General features: G+C 44.6%; 15 protein-coding genes and 1 pseudogene. 2 read left to right on the forward strand and 14 right to left on the reverse strand.

Annotated elements, in window-relative coordinates; all coding sequences use genetic code 11:
* The 3 genes from recJ to AC1DVB_RS20115 form a co-directional block, all read right to left on the reverse strand.
* A partial coding sequence (gene recJ, locus AC1DVB_RS20105) for a single-stranded-DNA-specific exonuclease RecJ (protein WP_477590642.1) occupies positions 1-2,070 on the reverse strand: 2,070 nt, incomplete at its 3' end.
* A 145-nt stretch (positions 2,071-2,215) separates the two neighbouring features.
* Positions 2,216-4,468 carry a protein translocase subunit SecDF gene (secDF, locus tag AC1DVB_RS20110; protein ID WP_477590644.1) on the reverse strand — a complete coding sequence of 751 codons (2,253 nt, stop codon included), beginning with the start codon at positions 4,466-4,468 and terminating at the stop codon, positions 2,216-2,218.
* 196 nt (positions 4,469-4,664) lie between these two features.
* A complete protein-coding gene (locus AC1DVB_RS20115; RefSeq protein WP_034308797.1) occupies positions 4,665-4,970 on the reverse strand; it encodes a post-transcriptional regulator in 306 nt (101 codons plus the stop codon).
* Between the two features lie 170 nt (positions 4,971-5,140).
* Between AC1DVB_RS20115 and spoVB the strand changes: the two genes are divergently transcribed.
* Complete coding sequence (gene spoVB, locus AC1DVB_RS20120; RefSeq protein ID WP_095678481.1) at positions 5,141-6,703, forward strand: stage V sporulation protein B; 1,563 nt, start codon at positions 5,141-5,143, stop codon at positions 6,701-6,703.
* A gap of 28 nt (positions 6,704-6,731) precedes the next feature.
* On the opposite strand, the gene AC1DVB_RS20125 is transcribed toward spoVB, so the two are convergent.
* The gene (locus AC1DVB_RS20125; RefSeq protein ID WP_477590646.1) at positions 6,732-7,388 is read right to left on the reverse strand and encodes a DUF421 domain-containing protein; all 657 of its coding nucleotides are present in this window, start codon (positions 7,386-7,388) and stop codon (positions 6,732-6,734) included.
* A gap of 193 nt (positions 7,389-7,581) precedes the next feature.
* On the opposite strand from AC1DVB_RS20125, the gene AC1DVB_RS20130 reads away from it, so the two are divergent.
* Positions 7,582-7,953 carry a TIGR04086 family membrane protein gene (locus AC1DVB_RS20130; protein WP_170946870.1) on the forward strand — a complete coding sequence of 124 codons (372 nt, stop codon included), beginning with the start codon at positions 7,582-7,584 and terminating at the stop codon, positions 7,951-7,953.
* 47 nt (positions 7,954-8,000) lie between these two features.
* Here the strand turns inward: AC1DVB_RS20130 and yajC are convergent, their stop codons facing one another.
* The 10 genes and pseudogenes from yajC to AC1DVB_RS20180 form a co-directional block, all read right to left on the reverse strand.
* Complete coding sequence (yajC, locus tag AC1DVB_RS20135; protein WP_214808143.1) at positions 8,001-8,285, reverse strand: preprotein translocase subunit YajC; 285 nt, start codon at positions 8,283-8,285, stop codon at positions 8,001-8,003.
* Between the two features lie 43 nt (positions 8,286-8,328).
* Positions 8,329-9,468, reverse strand: coding sequence for a tRNA guanosine(34) transglycosylase Tgt (tgt, locus tag AC1DVB_RS20140; protein WP_477590649.1), 1,140 nt, complete (start codon positions 9,466-9,468; stop codon positions 8,329-8,331).
* A 36-nt stretch (positions 9,469-9,504) separates the two neighbouring features.
* Complete coding sequence (gene queA / locus AC1DVB_RS20145; RefSeq protein WP_477590651.1) at positions 9,505-10,533, reverse strand: tRNA preQ1(34) S-adenosylmethionine ribosyltransferase-isomerase QueA; 1,029 nt, start codon at positions 10,531-10,533, stop codon at positions 9,505-9,507.
* Between the two features lie 38 nt (positions 10,534-10,571).
* Complete coding sequence (locus AC1DVB_RS20150) at positions 10,572-10,778, reverse strand: DUF2905 domain-containing protein (protein WP_034308809.1); 207 nt, start codon at positions 10,776-10,778, stop codon at positions 10,572-10,574.
* On the reverse strand, positions 10,775-11,773 hold the full coding sequence (gene ruvB, locus AC1DVB_RS20155) for a Holliday junction branch migration DNA helicase RuvB (RefSeq protein ID WP_430113737.1): 999 nt from the start codon (positions 11,771-11,773) through the stop codon (positions 10,775-10,777). Before ruvB ends, AC1DVB_RS20150 begins: the two co-directional genes overlap by 4 nt.
* A gap of 11 nt (positions 11,774-11,784) precedes the next feature.
* The gene (ruvA, locus tag AC1DVB_RS20160; protein WP_477590654.1) at positions 11,785-12,399 is read right to left on the reverse strand and encodes a Holliday junction branch migration protein RuvA; all 615 of its coding nucleotides are present in this window, start codon (positions 12,397-12,399) and stop codon (positions 11,785-11,787) included.
* Between the two features lie 332 nt (positions 12,400-12,731).
* Complete coding sequence (locus AC1DVB_RS20165; protein WP_419775894.1) at positions 12,732-13,241, reverse strand: BofC C-terminal domain-containing protein; 510 nt, start codon at positions 13,239-13,241, stop codon at positions 12,732-12,734.
* 100 nt (positions 13,242-13,341) lie between these two features.
* Positions 13,342-13,941: a YhcN/YlaJ family sporulation lipoprotein gene (locus AC1DVB_RS20170; RefSeq protein WP_057276625.1), complete on the reverse strand. Its 600-nt coding sequence runs from the start codon at positions 13,939-13,941 to the stop codon at positions 13,342-13,344.
* Positions 13,942-14,043: 102 nt separating this feature from the next.
* Positions 14,044-14,991 carry a phosphotransferase gene (locus AC1DVB_RS20175; protein WP_477590656.1) on the reverse strand — a complete coding sequence of 316 codons (948 nt, stop codon included), beginning with the start codon at positions 14,989-14,991 and terminating at the stop codon, positions 14,044-14,046.
* Positions 14,981-15,674, reverse strand: a pseudogene (locus AC1DVB_RS20180) (hypothetical protein); the annotation flags it as partial. The gene AC1DVB_RS20175 and the pseudogene AC1DVB_RS20180, both read right to left, overlap by 11 nt.

Below are 15,674 nucleotides of genomic sequence, written 5' to 3' on the forward strand. Positions count from 1 at the left end.
AAGCGGACCCTTCTTGGCAAGGAAGGCATAAAACCATTTAAAATGATCCCTTGTCGGCATCGTACTTAAGAAATGGTCCTGTTCATGGGAAAAGTGAGCGTAGATACGGGAAGGGTTCTTTTTGGCAACCGCCCGTTTCAAATATTCCCTGGACGGCGGCATGTCCATGAGTACCAAATGCCCTTCGAAGCAGTCGAGCTGCTCAGCATCCAGTTCATTCTCGATATGAACGAGGTCTGGATGGTTTTGCAAAAATGGATATCTGCTATAAATATCTTCCGAGAAAATGACGATCTTCCGGTTTTGTGCAGGAATGTCGGCAAGCCACTTCTCTGCTTGTCCCTTGCCGCGGTAATCGAATAACTGCCAATGGTCCACCGAGACATCCTGGACAAAGATCTGGGGCTTTTTCATATTATTCCACTCATTGATGGAGAGCTCTCCAATCACCGAAACTTCAGCGTGCGGAGCTATTTCATCGACAAAATGACCGAGACCGAAGCCCACACCGTCAAGTTTGTGTTTTTCACCATCTTCCAGCTGAACCTTCAAGTGATTTTGGTTGGCACCAATTTTACGGACACTTGAAAGTTGTACGGAATCTATCAAAATCTTCGGCTTGGGATTCGTAACCCCAAATGGTGCAAGCAAGCTCATTTCCTGAATCGTTTGAATGGAAACTTCAGCTAAAGTCGTAGCACCGTCCAAGTTTGTAATCGGTGTGAAGTCTTCTTCATTCAGTTCTTCCTTCGCAATCAAGTTCATGCGGTCCCTAAGCTCCTGAACATCTTCTATTTTCAACGTCATTCCAGCTGCCATAGGATGTCCGCCGAAATGAGGCAGCATTTCACGGCATTGGGAAAGACTTTGAAAAAGATCGAAACCAACGATGCTCCGAGCAGAACCTTTAGCTAATCCCTTATCCCGATCATAGCTCAATACAATCGTCGGCCGGTAAAAGCGTTCAACAAGTTTAGAGGCCACAATCCCCACAACTCCGGCATTCCAGCCTTCCCTGCCGATGATGAGCACGCCATTGGACTCCGGCGGGAAGTTTTCCTCGACTTCAGCAATCGCTTCCTCAGCCATTGCTGCAACCATTTCCTGCCGCTCTTTATTGATATCATTGATTTCATTAGCAAGTTCCATTGCTTCTTCGAGACTTGCGGACATCAATAAATCAACAGCGGGATCGGCATCTCCAAGGCGGCCGACAGCATTGATCCTCGGTGCCATGGCAAAGCCGATCGATTCTTCATTCAATGCTTCCTGCTGAACATTCGCCACTTTCATTAACGCAACAAGTCCCGGGCGGCGAGTCAATCGTAACTGCTCGATGCCTTTCGCAGCAATGACGCGGTTTTCCCCTTGTAAAGGCACTAAATCCGCTATCGTGCCGATTGCCGCTATTTCTAGCAGATCCTCAGGCAATTCTCCAAGCAAGGCGTGTGCAAGCTTAAATGCGACCCCTACTCCGGCAAGGTCTTTAAATGGATAGGTACTGTCCTCAAGTTTAGGATGGATGATCGCCAATGCCTCAGGCAGCTGCGGTCCAGGTTCATGGTGATCGGTCAAAATATAATCCATGCCTAGCTCGGCGGCAAGCTTCGCTTCAGCAACTGCGGAAATTCCGGTATCGACGGTTATTAATACCTTCACACCTTGCTCGGCTGCAAGGCGGAATGCCATCGGATTCGGACCATATCCTTCTGTAAACCGATTCGGGATATAAAAATCAACATCGGCCCCCAATCTCGTCAGCGCGGTCATCATCACTGTGGTCGATGTCACGCCGTCCGCATCATAATCACCGAATATACGTATTTTTTCTCCATTTTGAATCGCTTCTTTTATTCTATATACTGCTTTATCCATATCCTTCAATAAAAATGGGTCATGAAAAGTTTGATTTTTTACAAATAAAAACGATCGGGCACTTTMAATCGTATCCAGGCCTCGATTCACAAGCAGGGCTGCAACCAAAGGTGTGATATGAAGCTCTTTAGCTAGTACAGCAACTTTGTTTTCATCGGCAGTTCGCAAGTTCCACCGGGTTTTTGGCTTTAACATTTATTCACCCCTCAACCTACTCATTATACAAAACGAATATACCAGTTTCAATTTTATTTTAAACTCATAATTGGCTGTAATTCCCTATTCAATAAGCTAGTTCAACAAAAAGAAGGCTGGCATCATGCCAGCCCCCTCTCACCTATTAAACTTGTCCTTCAAGACTTTGTTTCTTTTCTTTTGCGGTATTCAGCGGACCTTTCTTCTTCAATTCCCTGATTTTCAAATCAAGCCAGAATTGGGAAGCGATCAATAGCGATGAATACACGCCGCATATTAAACCGATAAACAGAGCAATCGAGAAGTTACGAATAGCTTCACTGCCGAAGATCATCAACGCGATGACCGTTATAAGAACGGTCAGAACCGTGTTAATGGATCTCGTCAGCGTTTGCCTGATACTGATGTTCACAATGTTCTCAAGTTCTTCGACGGTTTTTACTTTACGGCTGAAGCGCAGGTTTTCACGAATACGGTCAAAGGTGACGATCGTATCATTGATCGAATAACCGACGATCGTCAGAACCGCAGCAATGAAGGTGATATCCACTTCGAGCCGGAGCAAGCTGAAAATCGTGATGATGAAGAAGGCATCATGTATAAGCGCGACTACGGCAGGTACARCCATTCGCCATTCAAACCGTATCGATACATACAATATGATTCCGATTGAGGCAATCGCTAACGCAAACATGGCATTTTTCGCAAGCTCTTTTCCTACTGTCGGTGATACGGTGCTGACATTCGGTTCTGCTCCGTAATCCTTCTTGAAATGGTCCTTCAATTCAGCAATCTCTTGCTTATCGAGGACACCGACTGTCCGAACGACAGTATTTCCTTTACCAGCGGGCCTGACATCCTTAATATCAATGTCTATACCGGCCTTGCCCATTTCGGTTTTGACTTGCTGAGTCGTCAAGACGTCTTTGGACGCAATCTCGATTCGGGTGCCGCTCGTGAAATCAATCCCAAGATTCAATCTGAAGACGAGCAGGAAGATGATCCCGATAATGGTGACACCGATTGAAATGCCGTAAAAAACTTTCCGATGTTTCACGAAATCGATTTTATCAAAGCGTGTTGGCAATGACATTAAGTCCATTTTCTCGGATAAATCGTGAATGTATTTCTTCTTCACGCCAAACCATCCTGTACGTTTGTCCAGGAACCCGCTATTCACCCACAGGCTCATGAAGAGGCGTGTACCATAAACGGCTGTAATGAAACTCATTAAGATCGAAATGATCAAAGTGGTGGCAAACCCTTTAACCGAGCTAGTTCCATAATAGAACAGTACGGCCGCAGCGAGCAGGGTCGTTAAGTTGGCATCCGTGATTGTAGCAAGTGAATTCTTGGTACCTTCTTTATAAGCTGCCTTAACCGATCTGCCAAGTTTCAATTCATCCCTGATTCGCTCATAGGTTATGATATTGGCGTCGACAGCCATCCCGACCCCGAGTACCAATGCCGCAATACCTGGCAGCGTGAGGACCGCATTCATCCAATCAAATACTAATAGCGTCAAGAAAATGTAGATGCTTAAAGTGACGACTGCAATGAATCCCGGGAAGCGGTAATACACAAGCATGAAGATGAAAACAAGTGCAATTCCGATGATTCCTGCAAAAATGGTATCATTCAATGCACCTGCACCGAATTGGGCACCTACTGAAGTGGAGTACTTTTCTTTCAAATCTACAGGCAGGGCACCTGCATCCAGAAGGTCTGCAAGCTCTTTCGCTTCTTCCACCGTGAATTGACCGGTAATATACACCTTCTTCGTATTGAAAACTTCACTGACAGCTGGAGCTGAAATCATATTGTCTTGTGAAGAGGTATCCTTAATGGAATCTTTACCTTCCTCGAAATCCAGCCAGATTGCAAGTACATTGGTCGGACTTTCCATCGAGGAAATTTTTTGAGTGATTTCTTTAAACTTATTCACGTCTTTCAGCGTGACTTCGACAACCGGTTTATTATCTTGGAACGTTTGTTTCGCGCCGCCTTCTTTCAGGTCGGCACCGGTCATCATTTCCTTATCGTTGTAATCACGGAAGGATAATTTAGCTTGTGTAGAAAGGATTTCCCGAGCGTTGTTTTGGTCTTTGACCCCAGCCAATTGTACGCGGATCCGGTCTTTCCCTTCTATTTGTATGTTAGGCTCGCTAACACCCAACACATTGACACGCCGCTCAAGTGAGCTTACTGTAGCCCGTAAAACTTCCGGGGTGATCTTTTCCCCTGACAGCGGGTTTACTTCATATAACACTTCAAACCCGCCTTGAAGATCAAGACCCAGCTTGATATCCTTTAGGATTCCTTTTGAAGTCGTACCCATCGCTGCGAAAATCAAAAGTGCGATTAGAAAAAACGCAACGATCCTGCTTCTTTTTACCATTATGCAGTAGGCCCCTTTCTATAATACGCCTGTTCCTGAAGTTAATAAAATCGTCATTTGTTGTTTAAATGATAACTGCATACCCTATGCTTCTTGAGAAAAAAGACACAGCTTTCCATACTTTTTCAAAAAAAAGCATAACCATATCTATTATGAGTCATATACAAACAGCTGTCAATTTAAGTATATCTTTACGTTATTCTTTCAAAAGCTCCTTCAGTTCCTCTTCGGAAAGCGGCTCGAATAGGTTTGGTGATTTATAAGCTTCGACCATTTGGAAGGTCATGAACTGGTTGCTCGAAAATGTCACGATATCTGCGACAAGTTCATGAAGGTGAATGTTTTCCTGCGGGCGCTTCCATTTATTTTTGGTTAAGGTTCCCCATATGTCTTCCTCTGTTACGGCATTCAATCCGACCATTTGGAATTCCTCACGCTTACTCTTCAAAAATGGACGCACCTTTAGATAATACCTTTGATAGGGATGATTCTTTTTTGCCATCATTTTGCCTCCAGTAACATGATTCTCAAATGAATGCGCAGTTTCTTAGAAGGGTTTCTTATCATTTGTTAGAACGCAAACAAACACTTTTGTCATGCTTTGTCCAAGTACAAGCATATAGATAATTGTATAGCATAACCGCTTTTTTGAGAAGGCAGGGAGGGAGTTCAATGTCCAAATTTTTAAAAGGGACGCTGATTTTATTAATCGCAAGCCTGATTACAAGGGTTCTTGGTTTCATTAACCGTATTGTCATCGCCCGCTTCATCGGCGAAGAAGGCGTTGGTTTATATATGATGGCTTTACCGACACTCTTTCTCGTCGTGAACATAACCCAGTTGGGCCTGCCAATCGCCATTTCGAAATACGTGGCCGAAGCCAATGCCAGGGGTGATGAACGGAAAATCAAGAAAATCCTTGTCGTCTCTTTGGCCTGCACCTTTACTCTATCGATGATTTTCACTCCTGCGATGCTGCTTTTCGCACCGGTTCTATCAGAATACCTATTCACGGACGAACGGACGTTATGGCCGCTCATGGCGATTGCCCCAATCGTACCGATCATTGCCATTTCATCCGTACTGCGCGGTTATTTCCAAGGCAAGCAAAATATGAAGCCCTTCGCTTTCTCACAAGTTATCGAACAGGTGGCCCGAATCACTTTCATAGCCGTCCTGACCAAGGCCTTTTTACCATATGGAATCGAATATGCGGCAGCCGGGGCAATGCTTGCATCGATTATCGGTGAGCTCGTTTCTCTCATTTACTTATTGACCAGCTTTAAAATAAAGAAACATTTTAAGTTCAGAAAGGGTTTCTTCAATAATGTCAAATCCGGAAAAGGAACGTTCACCGAATTGATGGGGATTGCCCTTCCTACCACCGGAAGCAGGATGATTGGATCGGTATCGTGGTTTTTCGAACCGATAGTGGTCGCCCAGAGTTTGGCACTTGCCGGAGTCACCGCGGCCGCAGCCACCAGTCAATACGGGGAGTTGACTGGATACGCTCTGCCTTTACTCATGCTTCCTTCCTTCGTTACATCATCATTGGCGACTGCACTTGTCCCGGCAGTGAGCGAAGCCCGTACGACCGGAAACTTTTTACTCGTTGAACACAGGCTTCAACAAGCCCTGAAAATCACCTTTATCACAGGCTGTTTAGCTATCGTCATTCTGTTCATCTTTGCTGAACCGATATTGCAAGTCATGTATGGATCTTCGCATGCTGCCGTTTTCATTAAATTCCTGGCACCTTTTTTCATCCTTTATTATTTTCAATATCCGCTGCAATCCATGCTGCAAGCACTGGACCTTGCAAAGGCCGCAATGTTCAACAGCCTGGCTGGGAACATCCTTAAAATCGGTGTGATCTGGCTGCTGGCTTCAAAGGAAAGTTTCGGGATCATGGGAGCCGCAATCGGGATAGCTGTCGGTACGATGCTCGTTACTTTCCTGCATTTTTCAACCGTGCTGAAGGTCGTCCCTTTCACGCTTCATTTCCGAAGCTATATGTCAGCCCTGGTCCTTGCTTTAATTTCAGGATGGGGCGGTTATTATCTTTATCAATTCCCGCTCTCCTCACAGCCTATCGGGATACGGCTTTTGCTTTCCGTAACCGTCGTTATCCTGCTGTTCACATTTTTCCTGCTCATGACCGGCAGCATAAAAAAGGCCGATCTGATCAGGATTCCTGTAGTGGGCGGCTTTTTGTCAAAATTAGCTTGGAAATAAAATGAACCGAAGCACTCAAAGGCTTCGGTCATTTCTTCATTTCATTTTTATCGATGTAAAATTGGCCATCTATGTACCCGCAAATCGAAATCTCTTTAACCTTCGTTTCTCCATGTTCTTTTAACTGATTCAGAAGCCAAACATGGTTTTTCCCAATTTTATCCAAGTTTTTTCCCTGTATCTCTCCATCGACAATCAGCGGGAATGGTACCTGACTTTCCAACCCTTCTTCGACGCTTTTTTTAATCACCGAGAGCTTTCCTGAAGTTTCAAGGATGGCAAATTGCACTTCGTTTATATCAATAATTCCTTGTTCACGAAGCTGGGTCAATAAGTCATCAAAATTATATCGTTGTCTGCGCATCGCTTTTTCATCTATTTTCCCCTGATCAATGATGATCTGCGGCTTACCGTCCATGAGATTGCGTAATTTGACACTTTTCAATGAGGCAAAGGCCAATGTGATTTGGAGGAATGCGAGGACAAACATTGGGATAGTCTGTCGGATAAACGGTTTTTCCAAATCTTCAAAGGATAGCACAGCAATGTCCCCTATCATGATAGATACCACTAAATCGAGAACGCTCAATTCCCCAACTTCCCGCTTACCCATCATTCGAAAAAGGAACCAGATGACCAGATAGATTACCGTCGTTCGAAATATAATCCCTAGATAGATATCCACTTCAACAACACTTCCTTCATCCATAGCATGGCTTGGGAATTGAAAAATTACTCCATAATCTTTTCTAATTTCACGTGAAGCTTCTTAAACCTGGTCTAAAGGTTCGATATCGGGAATATGCTTGTACAAACACATAAACAGGCTTTACGTATCAGCCTTTTAAAAAGGAGGAATACCCATCGAAACTAAAAAAATGAGTGTCGCCGTAATTTATGGCGTAGGCTCCATCTTTGCCATAGCGATGATTGCTAGTTTAATCGTTTCCATCCTTCTTCGTTTCACTTCACTGACGGAATCATCCCTGACATACGTGGTCATGATCGTGTCCTTTTTATCGCTGTTCATTGGTGGATTCATATCAGGAGGCAAAGGGAAAAAGCAAGGATTATTCTTGGGCGGAAGCACTGGGCTGCTTTATCTGTTGGTCGTGTTCCTTTTTCAATATTTAGGTCACGATGCCCTTTTCACCATCAAGCAATGGATATACTATGGCTGTTTTGTGATTACAGCCATGATGGGCGGCGTTCTTGGGGTCAACATGAGTTCCGACTCCCGCACCGATTAAAAAAACAGCAAAAAAAAACCGGGCACATGGCCCGGTTTTCGTTTGTCTTATACGGATACTTCCTTATTCGGTGCGCTTTCCGTAATTTCACGGATTGCTGCACGGTCAAAAGTCAGTTTTGTGCCGTCTGGTGATTTAATGACGATTTTCAGGTCATCGATTGCATCGATTGTTCCGTGCATTCCGCCGATAGTAGCAACTTTATCACCTTTTTTCAGACTGCTTTGCATGTTTTGCGTAGTCTTTTGGCGTTTTTGCTGCGGACGGATCAATAAGAAATAGAACAATACGAACATTAAAATCAACGGAAGTATTTGTGTTAAAGAACCCATTTAAGTATATTCACTCCTTTCGTTCATTAAAATATTTATGGAATTAGAAGTTTCTCGCATTTGGTTCATTGAAACCATACTGCTCAAAAAACTCTTCCCTAAAGTCTCCAAGACGATCTTCTCGAATAGCTTGTCTGACCTGTTCCATCAAGTTTAACAGAAAATGAAGATTATGGTAAGTCGTAAGGCGAATTCCAAAGGTTTCTTCACATTTAATCAAGTGGCGGATATATGCCCGGCTATAGTTCTTGCAAACATGGCAATCGCAATTTTCATCGATTGGACCGAAATCGCGTGCATACTTCGCATTTTTCACAACCAACCGCCCATTGCTCGTCATGAGCGTACCATTACGCGCGATTCGCGTTGGCAGTACACAGTCAAACATATCAACACCACGGAGTGCACCATCGATCAATGAGTCCGGTGAACCGACTCCCATAAGATAGCGCGGTTTGTCAGATGGCAGCAGCGGAGTTGTAAACTCAAGGACGCGGTTCATGATATCCTTCGGTTCCCCTACGGATAGTCCTCCAATAGCATAACCCGGGAAGTCAAGGGAGACAAGGTCTTTTGCACTTTGTTTGCGAAGATTTTCAAACTCCCCGCCTTGAACGATCCCGAACAACCCTTGGTCATTTGGACGCTCATGTGCATTCAAACAGCGTTCCGCCCAGCGCGATGTCCGTTCAACCGACTTCTTCATATATTCTTCAGTCGCCGGAAATGGCGGACATTCATCAAAGGCCATCATGATATCGGAGCCAAGCGCATTTTGTATTTCCATCGCTTTTTCCGGAGATAAAAATAATTTATCGCCATTCAGATGGTTCCTGAAATGCACACCCTCTTCTTCAATTTTGCGGAATTCGCTTAAACTGAAGACTTGAAAGCCGCCTGAGTCGGTCAAAATCGCCCGATCCCAGTTCATGAACTTATGCAATCCGCCAGCTTCCTTGATGATTTCATGCCCTGGACGCAGCCATAGGTGGTACGTATTGCTCAGGATGATGCCTGCCCCCATTTGTTTCAAATCTTCCGGGGACATCGTTTTGACAGTAGYCATCGTTCCAACCGGCATAAATGCCGGTGTTTCAAAAGAACCATGCGGCGTATGGACCCGGCCTAGCCGTGCCCCTGTCTGTTTACATGTTTTGATTAACTCATATCGTATTGCAGTCAACGCAATAACTCCCTTCAAGAGCTTCTCACTCTTATATTACTTAATTAACATTGCATCTCCAAAGCTAAAGAACCTGTATTTTTCTTCCACAGCCGCTTCATAGGCATGAAGGACATGCTCCCTGCCTGCAAGTGCAGAAATAAGCATGATTAAAGTCGATTTAGGCAAATGGAAGTTCGTTATCATCGCATCGATCCCTTTGAACTCATAACCAGGATAAATGAAGATGCTCGTCCAGCCATTCTCTTCCTTGAAAACCCCATCATTACGGGACGCAATCGTTTCCAATGTCCTTGTGGACGTAGTGCCGACCGTAATGATTTTCCCGCCTTTTTCCTTCACGTCATTCAGTAATCTGGCAGTGCCTTCCGTCATTTGATAAAATTCCGAATGCATTTCATGGCTGTCAATATCGTCGACACTTACCGGACGGAATGTACCAAGCCCGACATGCAGCGTGATGAAGGCGATGTGGACACCCATCCCTTTAAKTTTCTCAAGCAAATCCTCCGTAAAATGCAGGCCAGCGGTAGGTGCCGCTGCAGATCCCCGTTCCCGCGCATAAACGGTTTGATAGCGGTCCTGATCATCGAGTTGTTCCTTGATGTATGGAGGTAACGGCATTTCGCCCAGCTTCTCCAGTATTTCATAAAATATGCCATCATATTTAAATTCAAGGATACGGCCGCCATGCTCGAGTACACCTGTACAGACGGCACTCAGCTTACCATCGCCGAAAACGATCGTCGAGCCTTCCTTAATCCGCTTGGCCGGCTTCACAAGCGTTTCCCAAACATCATCATGCTCTTGCTTAAGCAGCAATACTTCGATCTTTGCACCTGTCCCTTCTTTACTGCCGTATAGTCGGGCCGGAAGCACTTTTGTATCATTCAACACCAGGCAATCTCCCGGTTTGATATATTCCGTGATATGGCTGAATACATCATGCTGGAGCTTACCGGTTTCTTTGTCCAGTACCATCAATCTACTTGCTTCCCTATCCTCCAAAGGAACTTGGGCAATCAGTTCCTCCGGTAAATGAAAATCAAACATATCCAATTTCATCTGTTCCACTTCCTTACGTGTCTATCAAGCTGTAATCATTATTTAAAACGGCCGATCAAATAAAAAATCGCGGACAACACAACACTGACGATGATTGATGTAACGATAGGAAAGTAAAAAGTCGTATTCCCCTTTTTCAGAAAAATATCTCCCGGCAGCCTGCCGAGATGGATATATTTCATCGCAAAACCAATCACGAAAATAATCACACCCAGAATCATGACCATCTTTGGTATATTCATCATTCAGGCATCTCCATGCCGAAATGCTCATAAACAAGCTGTGTTGCCATCCTGCCTCTTGGGGTGCGCTGAAGAAAACCGATTTGCAGAAGATATGGTTCATACACATCTTCGATCGTATGTGCCTCTTCGCCAATCGTTGCCGCAATCGTTTCCAGGCCCACGGGTCCGCCACGGAATTTTTCAATGATCCCTTTAAGTAATTTATGGTCAATATGATCGAGTCCTAAACGGTCGACCTGCATTAATTCAAGCGCATAATCGGCAAGCTCCGCCGTTATCGTCCCATCACCGCGTACCTGGGCGAAATCCCTGACCCTCCGTAAAAGCCGATTGGCTATTCTTGGTGTGCCCCTTGACCTTCTTGCAAGCTCTGCCGCTGCTTGATCGTCCATTTCCGTATCCATGATTCTTGCTGTACGGATGATGATATCAGTCAAATGGTTTTCGGTATAATATTCAAGACGGCTCAATACGCCAAAACGGTCCCTGAGCGGTGCAGACAGCGAGCCTGCCCGTGTCGTGGCCCCTACAAGGGTGAACGGCGGCAAGTCGATCCGGATCGAACGGGCTTCCGGTCCCTTACCGACTACAATATCCAGACAGAAGTCCTCCATAGCCGGATATAACACTTCCTCAACGACACGAGGGAGACGGTGAATCTCATCAATGAACAATACATCACCTGGTTCAAGTGCACTCAAAATGGCCGCCAGATCTCCCGGCCGCTCAATGGCGGGACCGGAAGTCGTGCGGATATTCACACCCATTTCGTTGGCGATGATGACGGCAAGCGTCGTCTTGCCAAGACCAGGCGGTCCATATAAAAGTACATGATCGAGCGTTTCTTCACGCATCCTTGCCGCCTCGATGTATACACTCAAATTCGCTTTCACTTTATCCTGTCCGATATATTGCTTTAAGTTTTGCGGCCGCAGGCTTTGTTCAAAGGACAGTTCGTTCAGATCGGCTTCCTGATTGAATATTCTCTCCTCCATTGCGCCACTCCTTATCTTAACATCATTTGCAATGCTTTCTTAATATATTGCTCGGTCGTCATATCTTCAGCCTGCAATTTCTTGGCTACCTTTTGGACTTCCTTTTCAGAATAACCAAGAGCCTTCAATGCAAGAGTGGCTTCATCCAATTCCTCCGTATAACCATTTGGACTGATTGCAGCCGTGACGCCTTCGTTAAACAAGCTTGGAAACGCATCCGGTATAATGTTCTCCAGTTTCCCTTTTAAGTCGAGAATCATTTGCCGTGCCGTTTTCTTTCCGACTCCCGGGAATTTCACCAAAAATGATTCATCTTCATTTTCGATCGCCTGTACCACCTGATCAACCTGGCCTGATGCCAATATGGCTAGGGCACCCTTCGGCCCGATTCCGGTTACATTCAATAATTTTGTGAATAACGCCTTTTCTTGACGAGTCTGAAATCCGTATAATGCCACCATATCCTCACGAACATAATGATACAGGAAAACTTGGATTTCTTTCTGGTATTGAGCGGAAAAAATAAAAGGATTCGGCGTCATCACTTGATATCCGATCCCCCCATTTTCCACAACTATGTATTCAGGTCCAATATAATCGACCTTGCCTTTTATATAATCATACAAATTAATTCTCTCCCTGATTTTGCTGTACCTCTCATTTTATCATAAAAAGGGGGTGTTGTTCATTAAAAGTTATTTCATAATCGGCAAAGTCTATTCACGAGGAATTCCGGGTGTCACCTCACTGTTTAAAACAAAGTTGATTGAAACAGGCGTGCAAGACTAGCGTCCAAGGGAGACCCGGCAGGCGCAAAAACACAAAGGGTGGACCGCCCGCGGAAAGCGAGTGCCCGCAGTGGAAATCAACGGTAATGGTAAACACCCAAAAAACTGTAGACAACTCTCCATCATTATCGAGTCAGTCTACAGTCTGAAGGGTGGGATATCATCCCACCCTAGTTTACCGAATATGGCTCATATTCTTTAATGAGCTGTTTATATTGGTCTTTATTCATGATCGGAATCCCTTTTTGCAGTTCCTCCTGCTTGTATGCTTCAAGTTTACCAACGTCTATTTGGTAGAATGTATGAATGATCTTGGCGTGCTCAGGCCTGCCGATAAAAATGGATAATGTACCATCTTCCCTCATCCCAAGGTAACCATTCGCTTTTAACAGCGGAGATATGTCATTCTCAATTTTCTTCATGACAATCTGCTCTTCATTTTGATCGACTACTTGCCATCCTTCATATTTTGCCCAAAAGTCCTCCATCGACCAAATTGTTTCTGTCAATTTCTCTTCACTTAACTCGCCATCCAAATACATACGCTGAAGAATGACCTTCCTTTCAATTGGATCATTTTCCTTTTGAACGGTTTCTTCCGCAAAAACGGTTAAGCAAAATGGCAATATGAAAAGTGCCATGATAAATTGGATTCTAAGTTGATTAAACAATATACTCACCTCTTAAGGCGTTTACTTTTTATGTAGTTTGACCTAAATAAGGATTATTAACCAGAAAAAAATCAAAAAGAGCTGACTCCAAGTCGGGTCAGCCCACAAATTATTTTAAGTGATTTTCGTGGATGTTAAGGTTATCGAACATGTCATTGGCATCCAAAATGATCATTTCCCTCGTATCTCCATCCCGAAGATTGTTATCAAGTGTCATCGTCCTGAAATAGACACCTTCATCGGTGGTTACATATAGGGTACGGCCATTGGTAAGCGGTCCGATCTCCTTCTTGATTCTTTGTTTAACATCATTTGCTTGGCTATAGTCATCCAGCCGTAAGGCTACCAGCATTTCATCTTGCATGATGATTGTCCTGGCATCGCTAACCGGCTCCACTTTATTGGCGACACCATTTACTCTGTCGGCTAAAGAGCCTTCATAAGAATTATAATAAGATGATTTTGCCTTTAGCGGCTTACTTTCATGTCCATGGTAGTTACGGTCACTCTTACTGTACGCATCATCTTTATTGTATAAACCATCCGCCATATTCTCATAATTGATGTTTCGCACCAATGCATCTTTTTCATGGTACCCTGTATCATTCGTGATATTTTCATTTTCCGCTGTATCATTATTAGCACATCCAACCAAACTGACGGCGGCCAATACCGTATAAAGCGGCTGTGCCCATTTTATTTTCTGCACCAATAACCCTCCCATTGCAATAGAATGAGCTATATTCCGCTCATAATTAGCATGGGTGTCGAACGGGAAATGTACTCTGTAAGATACGGGCAAAAACCCGCTTTAATTCCTATTAAGGGAAGAAATCCTATTCGCCAATTTTTCATTCATCTCCATCCGCTCCGAAAAACCTTCCACTGTCATTTTCCAGACCGAATGAAGCTGAGAAGAACTTTTATTAAGACGATTCCATTCACGGAAGATATCGGTAGGGTAAGTTAAAGCATGTAAAAAGGCCAGGTCTGACTGATACCTTTGCAATTGCGGCACTTCCCACAGCTTGTTGGCCGCATCTTCCAGATGTGGCGAAATTCGATTTGCGTACTGTAAATAATCAATGCACCTCGGGGCATTTGCCATTAAGTCAAAATCGATTAAAGTCAAAGTGCCGTCCGCTCTCCGCAAGAAATTATGGTGGGCACAATCACCATGAATGATGACTTTCTTTTCCTTATCCCATAAAGACTGATATTTATCAAACCCCTCTAGCGACCATTCCCCCCATCTAATCCATTCCTTGATAATATCTTCGGAAACATATTGCCGAACATAAGAAAAGTTCTTTTTAAATAGTGATAAGCGTTCTTTCCACTTTTTTGATTGATTGAACACAGGCGCGTTAATGGAGAGATTTTCCGACACATCATGGAAGCTTTCCAGTAACTGAATGCCTTCTAAGCGGTCCTTATCATTGGAAAACCTGAATTTTTTCTTGTTCGGCGGAAAATAGTCCATACTGCCATACCACTTCCCTTTAAATTGAAAGGGCATTAGATTCTGATGAATATAATACGTTTGTTGAAATCCCTTTTGTTTTAATAAAGAAGTCAGTTCTCTTTGTCGATCCCATTTTTCAAAACTGTCAAACCCTTTAAGGATCATTGAATGACCTTTTTCAAAAGTTATTAAATAGACACTGCTTTGGATATGGTGGACATTCTTTGGCTTACGATTTAAATAAGAGAGGAGACGAGTGTTAAAAACACTGTCTCCTTGATGATTAGTAGTCATCGCTTTCATCTACATATGTTGGTATCCCAAATGTTTCAGGTGCACGCACGCCCCCGAATTGGCCTGGCTGGCCTCCCATTTGTCCAGGTAACATAGCTTCAGGTTGCCCCCCAAGCTGTCCGCGCATCATGTCCGGCTGACCGCCAAATTGTCCCGGCATCATTCCTGGTTGACCTCCGTTTTGACCACCCATCATCATGCCTGATTGACCTCCGTTTTGACCACCCATCATCATGCCTGGTTGACCTCCGTTTTGACCGCCCATCATTGCTGGCTGACCTCCGTTTTGACCACCCATCATTCCTGGTTGACCTCCGTTTTGACCACCCATCATCATGCCTGGTTGACCTCCGTTTTGACCGCCCATCATCATGCCTGGTGGCTGACCTCCGTTTTGGCCGCCCATCATCATGCCTGGTGGCTGGCCTCCGTTTTGACCGCCCATCATCATACCTGGTGGCTGACCTCCRTTTTGGCCGCCCATCATCATGCCTGGTGGCTGGCCTCCGTTTTGGCCGCCCATCATCATGCCTGGTGGCTGACCTCCGTTTTGGCYGCCCATCATCATRCCTGGTGGCTGACCTCCGTTTTGGCCGCCCATCATCATGCCTGGTGGCTGACCTCCGTTTTGGCCGCCCATCATCATGCCTGGTGGCTGGCCTCCGTTTTGGCCGCCCATCATC

Source organism: Peribacillus sp. P4_D6 (assembly GCF_056401795.1).